This window comes from Rhodococcus sp. MH15 (assembly GCF_019266045.1).
GTDB lineage: Bacteria > Actinomycetota > Actinomycetes > Mycobacteriales > Mycobacteriaceae > Rhodococcus_F > Rhodococcus_F qingshengii.
The window spans coordinates 43523-60075 of sequence record NZ_LPNP01000081.1 but is presented as its reverse complement, the minus strand read 5'-3'; the positions used below and the strand labels follow the sequence as shown (position 1 = coordinate 60075).

Sequence of the window (16553 nt, the reverse complement as noted above, 5' to 3'; positions counted from 1 at the left end):
GCGTAGTCTCGCGACATGGATAGATCTGCCAAATATTCGAGCGAAGAGCTTCAACATTTGCCAGAGGGTGGCGACTACAGACTCACAGTTCGGGATGTCCTCGAGCTGCCCAGTCTGCGTGGAGCCGAAGTCCTTGCCGGGCACGGGGGCTTACGCCACCTCGTTCAATCGGTGAACGTGATGGAAGTACCGGACATCCTCGCTTGGGTGAAGCCGAACGAGTTGTTGGTGACAACCGGGTTCCCGCTGCGCTACGGGCGAACCGGCGAGCTTCTCGACGACACAGATCTCAGTGACCTCGTCGACGGTCTTGCACGTCGAGGAGTCGCGGCACTTGCCGTGAAAACGGGCCGTTATCTCGACGAGTTGCCCGAGGCGATGCTGCACATGGCAGAGCAGCGAGGGCTTCCGCTGTTGGTTCTTCCCGTCACCGCGGGATTCGACGAGGTGATCTCGGAGGTCTTCACCAAGTTGGTGGCGAAGCAGTCCGCGGCACTCGACATTGCCGATCGACTTCACCGCTCGTTGACGTCGATCGTCTTGGAAGGTGGCGATCTACCTCAGATTGCCGCAGAATTCGCCGCGCTCTTCGACGTCAGCGTTCTGATCTGCTCGCCGGACGGAAGGGTATTGACCGAGGCCGGGGATTCAGCCGCGCTGAACGCGCTTCCGTTGTTCGAAAGCACCGGTCGGTTCCTGACCGAGCGGGTCGCCGTCGGTTTACAGAACGCGCCCAAGGGATTTCCCGGCCAGTTGGCGCTCACCCGAGTGGTGGCCGGCGGCACCGACCACGGCCGGATGGTGGCGTACGCCGGCACCCACGAACTCGGCGCAGTTGTCGTTCAAGCGCTGGAGCGAGCGGCCACCGTTGCCGCGCTGGCCGTCACCAAACAGCTGGCAGTTGCGGCAGTGGAATCCAAGTTCCGCGGCGACTTCCTCCGTGACGCACTGATAGGCGAAGCCGGCTCGCCTGCGGAAGTGAGCGCGCACTTCACCCAGTTGGGGTGGGATGTCACTCGTCCACTTGCCGTTGTGGTTGCAGAACTCGACGTCGATCACCCGGAATCCCAGCACGCGAATTCCACTCGCACGGACCAAGATCGACTCAGCGACGGCTGGCAACAAGTGGTCCGAACACACGAGCGGACGGCGCCGTCCGTCGGGTTTCGACACGAGGTGGTCACGCTTTTCCCGACCAGCACCGACCGTGCGGTTCGGGACATCGAAGGGTTGGTGCGCAAGGTTGCCGGCGATCGCACCAGCGGCCGCCGATCCTTCAGCACGGGAGTGAGCCGGGTGATCTACTCCCTGGCCGATCTACCCGCGGCCTACGACCAAGCCTGTACAGCCGTGGTCGTCGGCCGACGTATCAACGGGCCGGGGCAGATCGCACACTTCGACGAACTCGGTGTACACCGACTCCTCTCGCTCCAGACGGACAAGAGCGAACTGCGTTCGTTCACCGATGACGTTCTGAAGTCCTTGTCGGCGGACAACGCCGAAGCCGCTGACCTGCGTCTGACACTCCAGACCCTGCTCGACTGCAATTGCAATGTCGCCGAGGCCTCCCGGGCGCTGCACATGCACTACAACACTTTGCGTTACAGAATCGGAAAGCTGGAGAGCGTCGTCGGATCGTTCACCGACGACCCCGTCCTTCGATTGAACGTCTCACTCGCCCTGCAGGTCATGAAGATGCACGAAATGTCATGACTTCGCACGATATGAGCTGACAGAACGTCCCGATAACGGTTCGATACAACCGCAATCGCGCCGCCCGGTGAGCGTTCGTCACTTCTTACCCACCACTGACACCCGTCGTCGGCAAGGTTACCCATGTGCCGTTCACCGGTGCCCGCTTACGGTTCGAAAGACGGGCCGCACATACCTCCTTCAGTGGCCCTGGCCGGTTTCTCGGTCCAGCGGACCGGAGTCGACCGAACTACGGAGGCCTCAACCACCAACTGGCTCAGCCAATTACACCAGAACACGGCGGTGCGACATGAACTCGACTTCGAAGCCTCACAACACAAGTGCTCGTAGTGGTCCGTTACACGACGTGATAGTCGTCGACCTCACGCGCGCACTCGCGGGTCCTCACGCGGCAATGATGCTCGGCGATCTGGGTGCCGACGTGATCAAGGTCGAATCACCTCACGGCGGCGACGACACCCGTGGGTGGGGGCCGCCTTTTGTGGAGCCCACGTTGGAACCACCGAACACACAACGGGAATCGACGTATTTTCTGTCCACGAACCGGAACAAGAAGTCGATCACGCTCGATCTGAAATCCGACAGTGGGCGCGCGACCCTCGAAGATCTCGTCTGCCGCGCCGATGTTCTCATGGAGAACTTCCGCACCGGAGTTCTCGATCGACTCGGATTCTCGACCGAGCGGCTGGCCGAACTCAATCCTCGACTGATCGTTCTGTCCATCAGCGGTTTCGGCCACGACGGCCCGGAAGGCGGTCGCGCCGGCTACGACCAGATCGCCCAGGGGGAAGCCGGACTCATGTCGCTGACCGGCTCGAGTCCGGACGACGTTCAACGAGTCGGAGTTCCGATCGCCGACCTTCTCGCCGGAATGTACGGGGCGTTCGGTGTCGTCGCGGCTTTGAAGGAACGCGAACAGACGGGGAAAGGCCGCGTTGTCCGAACGTCGCTCTTGGCCAGCGTGGTCGGTGTTCACGCGTTTCAAGGAACGAAGTGGACCGTCGCCGGTGAGGTAGGCACAGCGCAGGGCAACCACCATCCCTCCATCGCACCGTACGGACTCTTTCGTACCGGCGATGGCGCAGTACAGATCTCGGTCGGCAGCGAAAGCCTGTGGAGAAGATTCTGCGAAGGATTCGACCTCGACCCTGACGCCCCGGGTATGGCAACAAACGCCGAACGCGTCGAAAATCATTTCCAGGTCGTCGAATTGATCGAACGTACCTTCAAGCCGTACTCGCGTGACGAGCTTCTGACCGAACTCGACCGCATCGGAGTACCGGCAGGACGGGTTCGGACGATCTCCGAAGTGTACGAATGGGAGCAGACCCGATCACAGGGATTGCTCGTCGACGTCGACCACAGCACGCTCGGAAACATCACACTGCCCGGTCCACCGCTACGATTTTTCGATCCGGACGGAACCGAAGTGACGGAGACCCGCCACACTGCACCTCCGGTTCTCGGTGAAGACACTGACGAAATCATGTCGTGGCTACAAGGATTCACCCGATGAACCGCCTGACGGCTCGCGACTTGCTCGACCTGGTGATCGATGCCGGCACCTGGGAATCGTGGGATACCCCTCCGATTCCCGTCGCGACCGACTCCGACTACGCCGAAGCACTTCTGCGGGCCCAGGAGAAGACCGGGCTCGACGAGTCCGTCCTGACCGGAAGCGCCTCCGTCCGAGGCCGCCGTGTGGCAATCATCGTCTGCGAGTTCGGTTTTCTCGGTGGTTCGATCGGCGTGGCGGCGGGAGAACGCCTCGTCGTCGCCATCCGTCGAGCCACCCAAGAGCAGCTGCCCCTTCTTGCGCTTCCCACGTCCGGGGGAACGCGTATGCAGGAGGGGACGACGGCGTTTTTGCAGATGGTCAAGATCACCGCGGCGCTCATCAAGCACAAAGAAGCGCACCTGCCCTACATCGTCTATCTCCGAAACCCCACCACCGGAGGCGTATTCGCGTCCTGGGGATCACTCGGTCACGTGACGATCGCGGAACCGGGGGCCCTCGTCGGATTCCTCGGCCCTCGAGTGTTCGAGGCCTTGTACAACTCACCTTTCCCCGCCGGTGTCCAGACAGCGGAGAACCTTCACGAGCACGGACTCATCGATGCAGTGAGGCCGCCAGACCAGCTCGCCGAAATCGTCGAACGCGCATTGCGCATCATCACCGGGGCGCATCGTGGGTACTTTTTGCCCAGTGACCCGTGCTCGTACGATTGCCCACCCGATACGTCGGCGTGGGAATCCGTCGTCGCATCCCGACGCGAAGACCGACCGGGGATACGGGAAGTGTTGCTCAATTCCGCCTCGGACATGCTCCCGCTCAACGGAACCGGCCAAGGCGAGAACGATCCCGGCATCATGCTCGCGCTGGTTCGCTTCGGCGACATGCCCTGCGTCCTTCTCGGACAGGACCGGCGCGGACAGACTGCTCACTCCCCACTCGGCCCCGGCGCTCTGCGGGAGGCTCGGCGAGGTATGCGGCTGGCCGCAGAACTCGACCTGCCGCTGGTGACGATCATCGACACAGCGGGCGCGGCACTGTCGAAGGAGGCCGAAGAAGGCGGACTTGCGGGCGAGATCGCTCGGTGCATAGCCGACATGATTTCACTCGAGGTCCCCACCATTTCCCTCCTGCTCGGGCAGGGCACGGGCGGCGGCGCCCTGGCACTGATTCCGGCCGATCGAGTGCTGGCGGCCCGCCACGGTTGGCTCTCGCCCTTACCTCCCGAAGGTGCGAGCGCGATCATGTTCCACGACGTCACGCACGCGCCGGACATGGCAGCCAGTCAAGGGATCAGGTCCTTCGATCTGCTCGCGGGCGGCATCGTCGATCGGGTCATCCCCGAATTTCCCGATGCCGCGGACGAATCCGCCGCCTTCTGCACTCGCGTCGGAGCGGTACTGCACTACGAGCTGAGCCTGCTCAGTGCTACCGATGCGACTGAACGGCTCAACACCCGCACCGAACGCATCGACCGTATCGGCCTGGTCGAAGCCAGTACCTCCGTCTGATCGATCAGTACCCAGAACACCGGAAAGGCCGGACATCCTCCGCGGAGGATGTCCGGCCTTCGTCGATCGAGCACACTCAGCCAAGCGTCACGTGAGTTGCTTGGCGGGTTCCTCCCGATCGCCGCCGGGAGTCTTCGAATCCGGCTTGTTCGGTTCCGGATTCTTCGCATTCAGTTCCGGGTTCTTCGAACCGATGAACTGGCACAGGTGGTACATCCCGATCACGACGATGGTGCCGAGCGCGATGCCGCTGAGCGAGAACGTGTCACTGAACTTCAGAGCCGTGTCGCCGATACCGATGATGAGGCCGGCCGCGATCGGCATGAGGTTGAGCGGATTCCCGAAGTCGACGCCGTTCTCCTTCCATATCTTGGCGCCGAGCAGACCGATCATGCCGTAGAGCACCACGGTGATTCCGCCGAGAACACCGCCGGGCGTCGCCGAGATGACGGCACCGAACTTGGGGGAGAAGCCGAGCATCATGGCGACGATGCCGGCAACCGCGTAGGCGGCGGTGGAGTACACACGGGTCGCTGCCATGACACCGATGTTCTCGGCGTACGTCGTGGTGGGCGAACCGCCGACGCTGCTGGCGATAGCGGTGGCGAAACCGTCACCGGCGAGCGCACGTCCCATGTACGGGTCGAGGTCGTCCCCGGTCATCTCGGCCACGGCCTTGACGTGGCCCGCGTTCTCCGCGATCAACGCGATGACACCCGGAAGGACCAGGATGATGAACGTGAGGCTGAACGACGGAGCGTGGATGCCGACGATTCCGTTGGCCTCGTCCGAGAACGGGGGAAGGCCGAACCACGACGCCGACTGCACCGAATCCCAGTTGACGCGGAAGTGCTCGGTGATCTGACCGGTGCCTGCGTCGTAGGAGGTGATCGTCCCCGAGACCCGGTCGAGGATCCAGGAGAGGACGTAGCCGAAGATCAGCGCCAGGAAGATGGCGATGCGCGCCATGAAGCCTCGTAGCGCGATACTCATGACGATCAGGGCCACCATGACGATCAGAGCCACCCACTGGTCCTGCGGCCAGTACAGCCCCGCGACGACGGGTGCCAGGTTGAATCCGATCAACATCACCACCGCGCCGGTCACCACCGGGGGAAGAACCTTGAATACGACCCGGCCACCGAGGAAGTGGATCGCGATACCGATGGCCGCCAGGACGAGTCCGGACACCAGGATCGCGCCGGTCACCTCGGCGGACGTTCCGCCCTGGGCGCGAATGGCGGCGATACCACCGACAAAGGCCGCCGACGTTCCGAGGTAGCTGGGAATGCGTCCCTTGACCACCAGCAGGAAGAAGAGCGTACAGAAGCCCGACATCATCACGGCAAGTTGAGGATTGAGTCCCATGATGATCGGGAATACGAACGTCGCGCCGAACATCGACACCACGTGCTGGCTGCCCAGCCCGATGGTTCTTCCCCAGCTGAGCCGCTCGCCGGGAGCGACCACTTCACCCGGTTTGATGTTCTTTCCATCTCCGTGCAACGTCCAAATCGGCATGATGGGACCTTTCGTGCAGAGGAAGGTGTCCGAACGCTGAGTGTGCTCCAGCTCACAAAACACCGTGACTGGAGTGAAACGCTATTACAGCGCGGGGGTATCGACGTGATGACAATCTGCCAGAACCCACGGACTCGGATTGGCAATATTAGTGATTGATGCCGCGCATCGCGGTTATCTTCAGTGCTAGAGACAGATCCAGCCGTAGCTCGGGTTGCGCCGTGAAGGGTCCCAGCATTTTCTCCAGCTTAACGACCCTGTAACGCAGTGTGTTGTAATGGAAGTGGAGCTTGCGCGCTGTCTCGGCGATGTTGATGTTGGTCGCGAGCAAGACTTCCAATGTCTTGCGCATGTCCTGCGCTTCGGCAGTTTCCTCCGTCAGTTCCCGCAGTGTCTCGCGGGCGAACGTCTCGAGCTCGTTTTCGTCCTCGACCAGACTGAGCAGTCTGTACACGCCCAGATCGTCGAACTGAGTCACCGTCCACGGACCGGAGATCCGTCGCCCGACGGTCAGTGCGGTGCGCGCCTGACTGTAGAGCGCGGGGACTGCGTCGATCGCCGCTGTCGGCCGGGACACCCCGACACTGAACGGCCTTCTCCCGCCGCCACCTTCACCGCGAACGACCGTGACGAGGTCCCGCACCAATGCCATCGTGTCGGTGCCGACGCCCATCACGATCACCGTCTCGCCCGTCAGCGCGGTCACCGCCGCACCGGGATCGCGGTGGGCGATCGCGCCGGAGAACGCCATCGCCTGGCGATCGACGACGGGCAGCCGAGCGGGCGCCGCAGAGGCCGGTTCGTCGATCGGGTCCGGCTCGATCGAGACGATCACCAGCGGGCGGTCGAAGTCCCAACCGAATGTCTTGGCATGGGAGACAACGTGATCGTGGTCCCCGGCCCGGCCGAGGAGCAGGTCGTGAACGAAGTTGGCGCGATGGCGTTCCTCCACCGACGCCACGGCTTGTTCGCGGGTGATGACCAACGCACACACCGACGCGGCCCGCTCGACCAGGTACTGGTCGTAACTCGTCATCACGCGCTCACCGGTGAACAACGCGAGACGCCCGTGGTCGATGTGATTGGCGGAAATCGCGGACACCGCGATGAATTGACCGTCGAACTCGTGCAGACCCAATCCGCCCTCGACGGTGTCGGTCCGCAGACGACCGGTGGAATCGACGGCGGGACAGGCAGACAGATGCTTGCGCTCCGCGGCGTCCCCGGCGCGGCAGATCTCGCGTCCGTCCGAGGTGGTGATCAGGGCAGCGCCCTTCATCTCCCGAGCGATGACTTCGGTCAATTGCGGGAGGCCGCCGCCGCCCATCACGACGTCGACCAGCAGCCGTCGCAAGCGCTCGGCCCCGAACATGGCGTCGATCTGGGCCGACTCCGTCTGCTCACGGTCTCTCGCCGCAGGGTGATCACACGCACCGTGAAAAACCAGGAGCGGGAAGCCGGCGCTTTCGGCCGCGTCGACCAGCTCCGGCGCGAGAGTGTCCCCGTCTGCGCCGAATTGGACGGCAAGTGCCGCAACACCTCGCGTCGACAACCGTCCGACAAATGCTTTGAAGGTTTCGGTGACCCTGGCGAGGGTTTCCGGCGTGGTGATCAGCAACTGTCCGTGCCGCAGCCACGGTCCGATGTCCGGAACCGCCATGAATCCCACCCGGGCTACCGTCGGGTCTTCGCAGCCGCCGGCGACCTTTCGAACACCAGGAAGGAGCTGGGTTCGAAGAAGTTCGGAGAGAACAGCATTCACCTCGGATGCCGGTACGGCCGGGTTTGCCACTTGGCAGGCACCTCGATTTCATTCGGATCACGGAAGATGGTTCACGAAAGAAACGATCCTATCCCCACCGAACACAAGATGTCCGAATTCAGCGCAGTCGACTCAGGCCGTTCGATGCAGGGCGGTCGGATTCTCCTGAGGTGGCGGGTGGATCGGCCCCTGCAGATCCCGCAGTTCCAAACCGGAGGCATTGCGAAGGGTCTTGGTCATCTCGGCGAGGATCGACACTGCAGTCTCCTCCGGTGTCCTCGCGCCGAGATCCAACCCGATCGGTGAGTGCAGACGCCCCAACTCGGCGTCGGTGACGCCTCGCTCCTTCAACAGCGCCACCCGACGCTCATGCGTCGCACGACTTCCCATCGCGCCGACGTACGCAGCCGGCGAACGCAGCGCGATCTCGAGCAGGGGGATGTCGAACTTCTCGTCGTGCGTGAGCACGGCCAGGACGGTTTTGTTGTCGATCGGTGCGGTTTCGAGGAACTTGTGTGGCCACATGACGACCAGATCGTGGGCGTCGGGGAAACGCGCCCGTGTCGCGAAGACCGGCCGTGCGTCCACGACGGTCACTCGGTAACCCGCAAAGGCGCCCAATGTACACATCGATGCCGCGAAGTCGATGGCCCCGAACACGTACATCCGCGGTAGTGGCGCGAAGATCTCGACCAGCAGGTCGTGCTGCGAATCGATGAGAGTTCCCGCCGGCGCGACAAAAGCGACGGACTCACCGGTGTCCATCGTGCGCAGCAGGATGGACACCTCGTCCTCCGTGGCATCCAGATCTCCGCTGCGTCGGCCGTGCTCGACGACGAGGTGCCGTGCCGGTGCTCCCGGACGCACTTCGGTGACCACGACGACGGGCGTATCGGCCTCGATCCGTTCACAAACCTGACCGAACTCGACGAAATCGGCTCCGACGGCCTGGACGAACACTTCGATGGTTCCGCCGCAGGTCAGCCCTACCCCGATGGCGTCGTCGTCGGAGACGCTGAAGACCTCGACGCGACTGGTGCCGTCGGCGAGAACCTCCTGGGCGATCTCGTACAGTGCACTCTCGATACACCCGCCCGAGACGCTGCCGACCACCTCGCCGGAGCGTGAGACGGCCATCGAAGCACCGGGCATGCGCGGTGAGGATCGCCAGGTACGGACAACCGTCGCCAGTGCAAAATCCTCGCCGCGGGCGTGCCACTGCGCCAGCTGAGTGGAAATGTCGCGCATCGCCTCGCCTCCCGCTTGCATCGCCGTCCGTAGAGAGTTCACGGTATCGGCCCACCGCAATCCTGCCTGTCACACAATGCGCCTAAATCCGGGCCCTGCAGTTGTGCAATGTCGCCGTCGCATCACCTTGCGCTCTCGACCAGTGTTGTCACCGAGCCCAGCCGAAAGCAGGCCTGACCTTCATTCTTCCCCTCTCCGACGATCACTGCAGCGGCAATTCACGCAGATGGTGCGACGGATCGAGTGGGCGACGTTGCACACCACAGAACCGAGGTTTCTCCCATGGACCAATTGCTCAGCGGTATCAAAGTTCTCGACCTCACCCGTGCTCTCGCGGGGCCTCTGTGCACGTCGCTGCTCTCGGACTTCGGCGCCGACGTGGTCAAGGTCGAAACCCGTGGCTCCGGCGACAGTTCGCGTCAGTGGCCTCCGTTCGACGGCGATCGAAGCCTCTACTTCGCTTCCGTGAACCGCGGCAAACGGTCGATCGCCATCGACATGCGCAGTGACCGCGGGCGGAAACTGCTTCGCAGCCTGGCCCTCGACGCAGATGTGCTGGTCGAGAACTTCCGTCCGGGAGTACTGGCCGACATGGGGCTCGATCCCGACTCGCTCGAGCAGGAGAATCCAGGGCTCGTCGTGATGAGCATCAGTGGTTTCGGCCCGGTGGGCCCGGACCAGTTCGCGCCCGGACTCGATCAGGTGGCCCAGGGTATGTCCGGGCTGATGTCGGTCACCGGTGCCGGGGAACAGACCCCGATGCGGGTCGGTATCCCCATCATCGACACGGTCTCGGGCATCTACGCAGCGCTGGGCATCACGGCGGCGCTTGCCTCTCGCGGTCGCGATGGTCGTGGGCACCGCGTGCAGACCTCGTTGCTGGAATCCGCGATCTCGATCATGACCTTCCAGGCGCAGGACTACCTGAGCACCGGGCGGGTTTCCACGCCGAACGGCAATACGCACCCGACGATCACGCCGTACGGCGCTTTCGACACTGCCGACTTTCCGATCAACATTGCCACCGGCTCGGACAAGCACTGGATCGCACTGTGCTCGGTACTCGGCGACCCCGAGCTCGCCTTCCGTACCGAATATGCCACGGGTAAAGAACGTTTGGCGCACCGAGACCAACTGACCAAAGAACTCGAGGACCTACTGACCACGAAGGGCGCGGCGCAATGGATCTCCGAGATCCGCGGTGCCGGAATCCCCTGCGGCCCCATCCATTCGATCGATCAGGTGTTCTCCGACCCGCAGGTCGAGGCATTGCAGATGGTCGAGCAGACCCAGAGCGCCGACGGAACGTCGATTCCCGTTGTCCGCGGACCGTTCTGGGTGGACGGCAAGACCCTTCCCGTCAGGAATGCGCCACCCATGACTCTCGGCGGTGACGCCGACGACGTACTCACCGACTTCGGCCTGCGCCCGGAGGAGATCGAGGATCTTCGCGCAAATTCGGTGATCTGACCGCACACTAGTAACAGAGCAGACGCTCTGTTACTGTGCGTTCATGCCTCGGCCACGCGTCCACGACCTCGACACCCTGCTCGACGCTGCCGAAAAACTTGCCGCCACTGCCGGACCGAGCGCTGTCACGGTCCGGGCAGTCTCCGACGCCACCGGTGTATCCAACGGGGCGATCTATCACGCATTCGGCTCTCGCAGTGGACTGGTCGGTAGCGCGTGGCTGCGTGCTGCGCGACGATTTCTCGCGCTTCAACAATCGAGAGTGGACGACGCTCTCGCGGACCCGTCGCCGACTTCGGCGGTTTCCGCCGTCGTCGCAGCCGCCGAAGTTCCGGCCGTCTTCGCGCTCGACTACCCACAATCCGCGTTGCTGCTGTTGACGATCCAGCGCGACGAACTGCTCGGCACCGACGTCCCTGCCGACATCGCCGAGCAACTCACACAACTCGACCGGTCTCTGGTCGAGTTGTTCATCCGGTTGTCGACCGCGCTCTGGGGCCGCAAGGACGGCCGAGCCGTCGAGGCAATCGAGGCCTGTGTTGTCGGCCTGCCTACCGGACTGCTCATCCATCCCGCCAAACGCGCCGACGGTTGGCGAGTCCCCGACGCCGCAGCACGCGCGCGGTTGGATGCCGCCGTTCGAGCGGTTCTGCATCTCGACCCACCACTGCCCAAGCCACGCAACAGGAAAGGCCAATCATGACCGCAACTCTGCGCTTCGAAGACAAGATCGCCGTTCTCGATCTCGGCGAGGACGAGAATCGATTCTCGCCGGAGTGGCTCGATTCCGTCGACAAGCTACTCGACCAGGCTTTAAGCGAAAGCGCACATGCCCTGGTCACCACGGCGACGGGCAAGTTCTACTCCAACGGACTCGACCTCGACTGGCTGGGCGCGAACGGCGACAAGGCGAAGTGGTATGTGCAGCAGGTGCAGTCGCTGTTCGCTCGGATGCTGACGTTCCCGATGCCCACCGTCGCGGCGATCAACGGCCACGCCTTCGGAGCCGGCGCCATGCTCGGCATCGCGCACGATTACCGCGTCATGCGCGATGATCGCGGCTACTACTGCTTCCCGGAGGTGGACATCAACATCCCCTTCACCGAAGGAATGGCAGCTCTCATCCAGGCCAAACTCAGCCCGGCGTCGGCAATCGTCGCCATGACCACGGGGCGGCGATACGGCGGAAGTGACGCATTCGCAGCCGGTTTGGTGGACTTCACCGCATCCGTCGACGCTTTGACCGCCAAGGCCATCGAAATGGTTGCACCGATCGGCCCGAAGAATGCGGGCACACTGGGGGCAATCAAGTCGACGATGTTCGCTTCAGTGGTCACCGCTCTGAACACCGACGGCTAGAAGCGACGGACTGTGTTCTCGCAGAGCCGCTTCCAGATCGTCGGCAACACTTTCGGGATCGCGGCCTTCGGTGCTCAGAACCACGTCGACTCCACTGAGCGTCGGCATCGAACCGGCCAGCAGTTGTGACGCCTCCACCAACTCGTCCAACCCGGCCCAGCCGGTCGGTTCACGCTCGATGATTCTGGTACGCAATGTATCCGGATCGGCCTCGAGGCGCGCCAGCAGGTGCCCCTCGGCGCCGGTCGCGGCCAGCAGGGCGCGCCCGTAGTCGTCGTCTTCGACGGTAGCCGTGAGGAACAGGAGTTCGTACCCCGCTTCCCGGTACGACGCGCACAACATCCCGACGTGTGCGATTGCCCGCTCGGTTCCCAGCGGCGGGTAGCACCGCTCGAGTTCGTCCACCTCGATCATCGCGTTGCTCACCCCGGCCTCACCGAGTCGATCGTGAAGCGCGGTCAGCACGGAACTCTTCCCCGCGCCCGGCGGGCCTGTCAGCAGCAGTACGAACACGTCCTCCACTATTGCAGAGCCGTAAGCACGTCCAGAACCTTGTGCAGGCGCGGGGCGGCGAGAAGGCTGAAGAGGACAGATTGACGTGTACAACAGCCCTGATCGGAGCACAGCGATGACCACCACGATCACCGAAATCGCGCCGGACATCTACCGACTGTCGACCTTCGTGGACGAAGCGAACCTCACGATGAACCAGTTTCTCGTCGACGGCGAGGAACCCTTGCTCTTCCACACCGGGCAGCGAGCGTTGTTCACCTCGGCTTCCGACGCACTCTCCACGCTGATCGACATCAACCGTCTGAAATGGATCACGTTCGGTCACGTCGAGGCCGACGAATGCGGGTCCATGAACTCCTGGCTTGCGGCGGCCCCCGAAGCGCAAGTTGCACACGGTGCGATGGGGTGCTTCGTCCAGGTCAACGATCTGGCCGATCGGGCGCCACTTCCCTTGCAGGACGGCGACGTACTCGAAACCGGCAGCCGCCGAGTCCGGCACATCGACACCCCACACGTCCCACACGGTTGGGACGCGGGCCTGATGTTCGAGGAGACGACGTCGACGCTGTTCTGCGGAGATCTCTTCACCGCGTTCGGGCACCACCCCGCGACCACCGAGCACGAAATCGTCGGTCCCGCTTTGGAAGCCGAAGACTTGGGCCACGCCACCTGCCTCACCCCGGATCTCGAACCCACGATCCGTGCCCTGGCCGACCTCGAGCCGCGGATTCTGGCGACCATGCATGCACCGACGTACTACGGCGATTGCGTCACCACTCTTCACGACCTTGCCGACTCGTACGCAACACGTTTCGCAGCCGAAACCGAAAAAAGGAAGTCAGACTAGAGCTTGCGAATTCGACGTGATTCGCGCCGCCACGGACAGCGCAACGTGCTCGCGGAACGGTCTCGCCACCACCTGCACCCCGATCGGTAAACCGTTGCGGGAGAGTCCTACCGGAACCACAACCGACGGAAGACCGAGCACACTGATCGCCCGGCAACTCGCGAGCGCATCCATCCACGTGAGTTTGCGACCGTCCACCTCGAAGCTCTCCACACCGAGCGGCGGAGCGAGCACCGACGCAACCGGCAGAATCAGGACGTCGCCCATCTCGTCGAGGAAGTCGGCGATCAACATCGCACGATCCGCCCACAGCGCTTCCACCTCGGCGGAACTGCGATCATGGCCTGCCGCAAGCATGGCGGTGATGTCCGCGTCGAAAGAGTGCGCTGAACCTGCGGCGAGAGAGTGGATGTCCGCGTGGGTCTCGACCGATCGCAACGCGCCGAAAAGCGCGTTGGCCCGCGACAGGGCCAGACCGTCGTACTCGCTCGCATCCAGACTGTTCGCCACCGAGCGAACCGCCGTCAGGATTTCTTCGTCGACAGGCATGGTTCCCTCGCCGGGTGCCCAGCGGATGTCGAGGTCGTCGACGTCGACCGAATCAGGCTCGCTCCACGAGAAATGCGGCATCGACAGGACGCGCAACGCAAGCGCCGCATCACCGAGGTTGCGGGCCAGTGGGCCGATGGTCTGGATCGTGCCGTGCATCGTCGCAGGGTTGGCGAGTACCCGTCCATCCGAAAGCACGCCTGGATACTGACCTTCCGGATCGACACGTCCGAGCGTCGGGCGAACCGAAGTGAGGCCGGTGCAGTGGGCGGGCCAACGCACCGAGCCACCAAAATCCGTACCGAGTCCGAGCACGCTCATTCCGGCAGCAACCGACGCGGACTCGCCGCCACTCGATCCGCCGGGGGACCGGACGACGCCGTCCGGTCGCACCGGACTGGCCGTGGTTCCGAACAGTTCGTTTCGAGTCAGGCCGCACGCGCCGAATTCCGGGGTGTTGGTCTTGCCGATCAGAATTGCACCGGCAGCCTTGAATGCCGCGACGGCCGGGGCGTCGGCGGTCGGGATGTTGTCCGCCAGAGTGCGAGAACCGGCAGTGGTGCGCACGCCGGCAGTGGCGATCAGGTCCTTGACCGTGAACGGAACCCCGGCAAGGGGGCCGAGTGTCTCACCGAGAAGGCGTCGTTCGTCCAGGGCATCCGCGGCCGTGCGAGCCTCCTCGGCGCACACGGTGACCAGTGCGTTGAGTTCGACATTGCATTCGCCGACCCGTGCGAGATGTTCTTCGACGACGGTCCGCGCCGACACCTGACCCGACCGCACGGCCTCGGCGATGGATCGGGCATCACGGCCCACCCAGCTCTCACGACTCATCGCACGCCTCTCCTTGCCAGTACCCTCTGCCGAGCGTAAGGACAACGAGCAACCCGAGAAACGACCACAATGCACATACCGACGGCGCCGGCGATGTGAGGTTTTGCCACAACGTTGGCGGCCCCGGAGGGATCGGTCAGGTGCTGGTACCTACAAACCCTGCCTGATGAATGCAGCAAGCTTCTCGATCTGTTGCTCGTTTCGTTTGTAATGCCGCCACTGACCGATTCGTGTGGTGGTCACCAGATCCGCGGCCTGGAGTGCGGCCATGTACTGAGACGCCGTCGATTGCGACACCTTCGCCCTCGCTTGAATGTGCTTGAGGCACACTCCGACCTCCTCGGCAGGCTCGAGCTGAGGGGGAAAGCTCCCGGGGTCTTTCAACCACTGCAGGATTTGCACACGCATCGGGTTGGCCAGCGCCTTGAACGCCGTTTCCCACTCGGTTGTTGCGTCTTCCATGTTCGTGAGCATACCGCTAGATCGCGAAATGCCGATATGTGTGGTTCACTCCCCATATCGCAACATCGCGATATACCAATGGGAGGCTGAAATGGTGCAGCACGACAAAGTGGCACTCGTGGTCGGAGCCCGAGGCGTGATCGGTGGGAACTTGATCGATCACCTCGAGTCGACCGGAGAATGGAAGATCATCGGACTCTCGCGGCGAGGCGGTACGGACACCGACCGGGTCGAACACATCGCAGTCGACCTGCTCGATCCTTACCGGACTGCAGCCGCACTGAGCGGACTGGGCGACGTCACTCACGTCTTCTACGCCGCCTATCAAGACCGCCCGACATGGGCCGAGCTGGTTCCGCCCAACTTGGCGATGCTGGTCAACACTCTCGACGCCATCGAGCCCGTTGCGGGCGGACTCGAGCACGTCAGCCTGATGCAGGGCTACAAGGTTTACGGGGCACACCTCGGACCGTTCAAAACTCCGGCCCGCGAGAGCGATCCACCGCACATGCCACCCGAGTTCAACGTCGACCAACAGCAGTTCCTCGAACGCAGGCAGCTCGGCAAGTCGTGGACATGGTCGGCGATCAGACCCTCGGTCGTCTCCGGATTCGCACTGGGTAACCCGATGAACCTCGCGATGGTCATCGCCGTCTACGCGACCATCTCGAAGAAACTGGGTGTCCCACTCCGATTCCCCGGCAAACCCGGCGCGTACACCAGCTTGATCGAGATGACCGACGCCGGACTCCTGGCCGAAGCGACGGTCTGGGCCGCGACCAACCCCGAGTGCGCAAATCAGGCGTTCAACATCAACAACGGCGACCTGTTCCGCTGGCAGGAGATGTGGCCGAAGATCGCAGCCTTCTTCGACATGGACGTCGCGCCTCCGCTCCCGATGTCCCTCGACGTCGCAATGGCGGACAAGGAGTCGGTGTGGGATGAACTCGTCGAGGAACACCAACTTGCTCGGACCCCGTATTCCGATGTCTCGTCCTGGGGGTTCGGTGACTTCGTATTCGGATGGGACTACGACTTTTTCGCTGACGGATCGAAAGCTCGGCGGTTCGGATTTCACCGCCACGTCGACACCGAAGCGATGTTCCTCGACATCTTCGCCAATCTGCAAGCTCGGAAGATAATCCCCTGACTGAAACACGGTCACCCGGATCCTACGAACACTGTCACTGTCGGACCCCACGACTAACGTCGTAGGCGGGGTTTGAAAAGCAGGGGTTTCGGCGAGTCGTC

General features: G+C 63.1%; 14 protein-coding genes. 8 read left to right on the top strand and 6 right to left on the bottom strand.

Translation table 11 applies throughout. The features are described 5' to 3' along the window. Window positions 1-15 precede the first annotated feature (15 nt). The 3 genes from ATN37_RS29400 (at window position 16) to ATN37_RS29390 (ending at window position 4737) form a co-directional block, all read left to right on the top strand. On the top strand, window positions 16-1713 hold the full coding sequence (locus tag ATN37_RS29400; protein WP_003946020.1) for a PucR family transcriptional regulator: 1698 nt from the start codon (window positions 16-18) through the stop codon (window positions 1711-1713). Window positions 1714-2002: 289 nt separating this feature from the next. Beyond that, on the top strand, window positions 2003-3229 hold the full coding sequence (locus ATN37_RS29395; protein WP_007735210.1) for a CaiB/BaiF CoA-transferase family protein: 1227 nt from the start codon (window positions 2003-2005) through the stop codon (window positions 3227-3229). After that, a complete protein-coding gene (locus ATN37_RS29390; protein WP_218696017.1) occupies window positions 3226-4737 on the top strand; it encodes a carboxyl transferase domain-containing protein in 1512 nt (503 codons plus the stop codon). The genes ATN37_RS29395 and ATN37_RS29390 overlap by 4 nt, the downstream gene beginning before the upstream one ends. 87 nt (window positions 4738-4824) lie before the next feature. Here ATN37_RS29390 and ATN37_RS29385 read toward each other — a convergent pair whose 3' ends face one another. The 3 genes from ATN37_RS29385 to ATN37_RS29375 all read right to left on the bottom strand — a co-directional run bounded on the left by ATN37_RS29385 (window position 4825) and on the right by ATN37_RS29375 (window position 9268). Beyond that, window positions 4825-6258 (bottom strand): uracil-xanthine permease family protein, encoded by a 1434-nt coding sequence (locus ATN37_RS29385; RefSeq protein ID WP_003946008.1) that lies wholly within the window; start codon window positions 6256-6258, stop codon window positions 4825-4827. 148 nt (window positions 6259-6406) lie between these two features. After that, on the bottom strand, window positions 6407-8050 hold the full coding sequence (locus ATN37_RS29380) for a PucR family transcriptional regulator (RefSeq protein WP_007735212.1): 1644 nt from the start codon (window positions 8048-8050) through the stop codon (window positions 6407-6409). A 102-nt stretch (window positions 8051-8152) separates the two neighbouring features. Next, the gene (locus ATN37_RS29375; protein ID WP_007735213.1) at window positions 8153-9268 is read right to left on the bottom strand and encodes an XdhC family protein; all 1116 of its coding nucleotides are present in this window, start codon (window positions 9266-9268) and stop codon (window positions 8153-8155) included. Window positions 9269-9550: 282 nt separating this feature from the next. On the opposite strand from ATN37_RS29375, the gene ATN37_RS29370 reads away from it, so the two are divergent. From ATN37_RS29370 to ATN37_RS29360, 3 genes are read left to right on the top strand one after another with little or no spacing between them, the layout of a single operon-like run. Continuing rightward, entirely contained in the window at window positions 9551-10738 is a 1188-nt protein-coding gene (locus ATN37_RS29370; protein ID WP_003946016.1) for a CaiB/BaiF CoA-transferase family protein, read from the top strand. A 43-nt stretch (window positions 10739-10781) separates the two neighbouring features. Next, a complete protein-coding gene (locus tag ATN37_RS29365; RefSeq protein ID WP_003946066.1) occupies window positions 10782-11441 on the top strand; it encodes a TetR/AcrR family transcriptional regulator in 660 nt (219 codons plus the stop codon). After that, a complete protein-coding gene (locus ATN37_RS29360) occupies window positions 11438-12097 on the top strand; it encodes an enoyl-CoA hydratase-related protein (RefSeq protein ID WP_007735215.1) in 660 nt (219 codons plus the stop codon). Before ATN37_RS29365 ends, ATN37_RS29360 begins: the two co-directional genes overlap by 4 nt. On the opposite strand, the gene ATN37_RS29355 is transcribed toward ATN37_RS29360, so the two are convergent. Next, window positions 12065-12610, bottom strand: a complete 546-nt coding sequence (locus ATN37_RS29355; RefSeq protein WP_233405617.1) for a hypothetical protein — start codon at window positions 12608-12610, stop codon at window positions 12065-12067. The genes ATN37_RS29360 and ATN37_RS29355 overlap by 33 nt on opposite strands. 115 nt (window positions 12611-12725) lie before the next feature. Between ATN37_RS29355 and ATN37_RS29350 the strand changes: the two genes are divergently transcribed. Continuing rightward, a complete protein-coding gene (locus ATN37_RS29350; RefSeq protein ID WP_218696016.1) occupies window positions 12726-13457 on the top strand; it encodes an MBL fold metallo-hydrolase in 732 nt (243 codons plus the stop codon). Here ATN37_RS29350 and ATN37_RS29345 read toward each other — a convergent pair. Then, entirely contained in the window at window positions 13449-14840 is a 1392-nt protein-coding gene (locus ATN37_RS29345) for an amidase (protein ID WP_218696015.1), read from the bottom strand. The genes ATN37_RS29350 and ATN37_RS29345 overlap by 9 nt on opposite strands. 150 nt (window positions 14841-14990) lie before the next feature. Continuing rightward, window positions 14991-15302 (bottom strand): helix-turn-helix transcriptional regulator, encoded by a 312-nt coding sequence (locus ATN37_RS29340; RefSeq protein ID WP_007735219.1) that lies wholly within the window; start codon window positions 15300-15302, stop codon window positions 14991-14993. Window positions 15303-15393: 91 nt separating this feature from the next. Between ATN37_RS29340 and ATN37_RS29335 the strand changes: the two genes are divergently transcribed. Further along, window positions 15394-16452: an SDR family oxidoreductase gene (locus ATN37_RS29335; RefSeq protein WP_042926153.1), complete on the top strand. Its 1059-nt coding sequence runs from the start codon at window positions 15394-15396 to the stop codon at window positions 16450-16452. Window positions 16453-16553 lie beyond the last annotated feature (101 nt).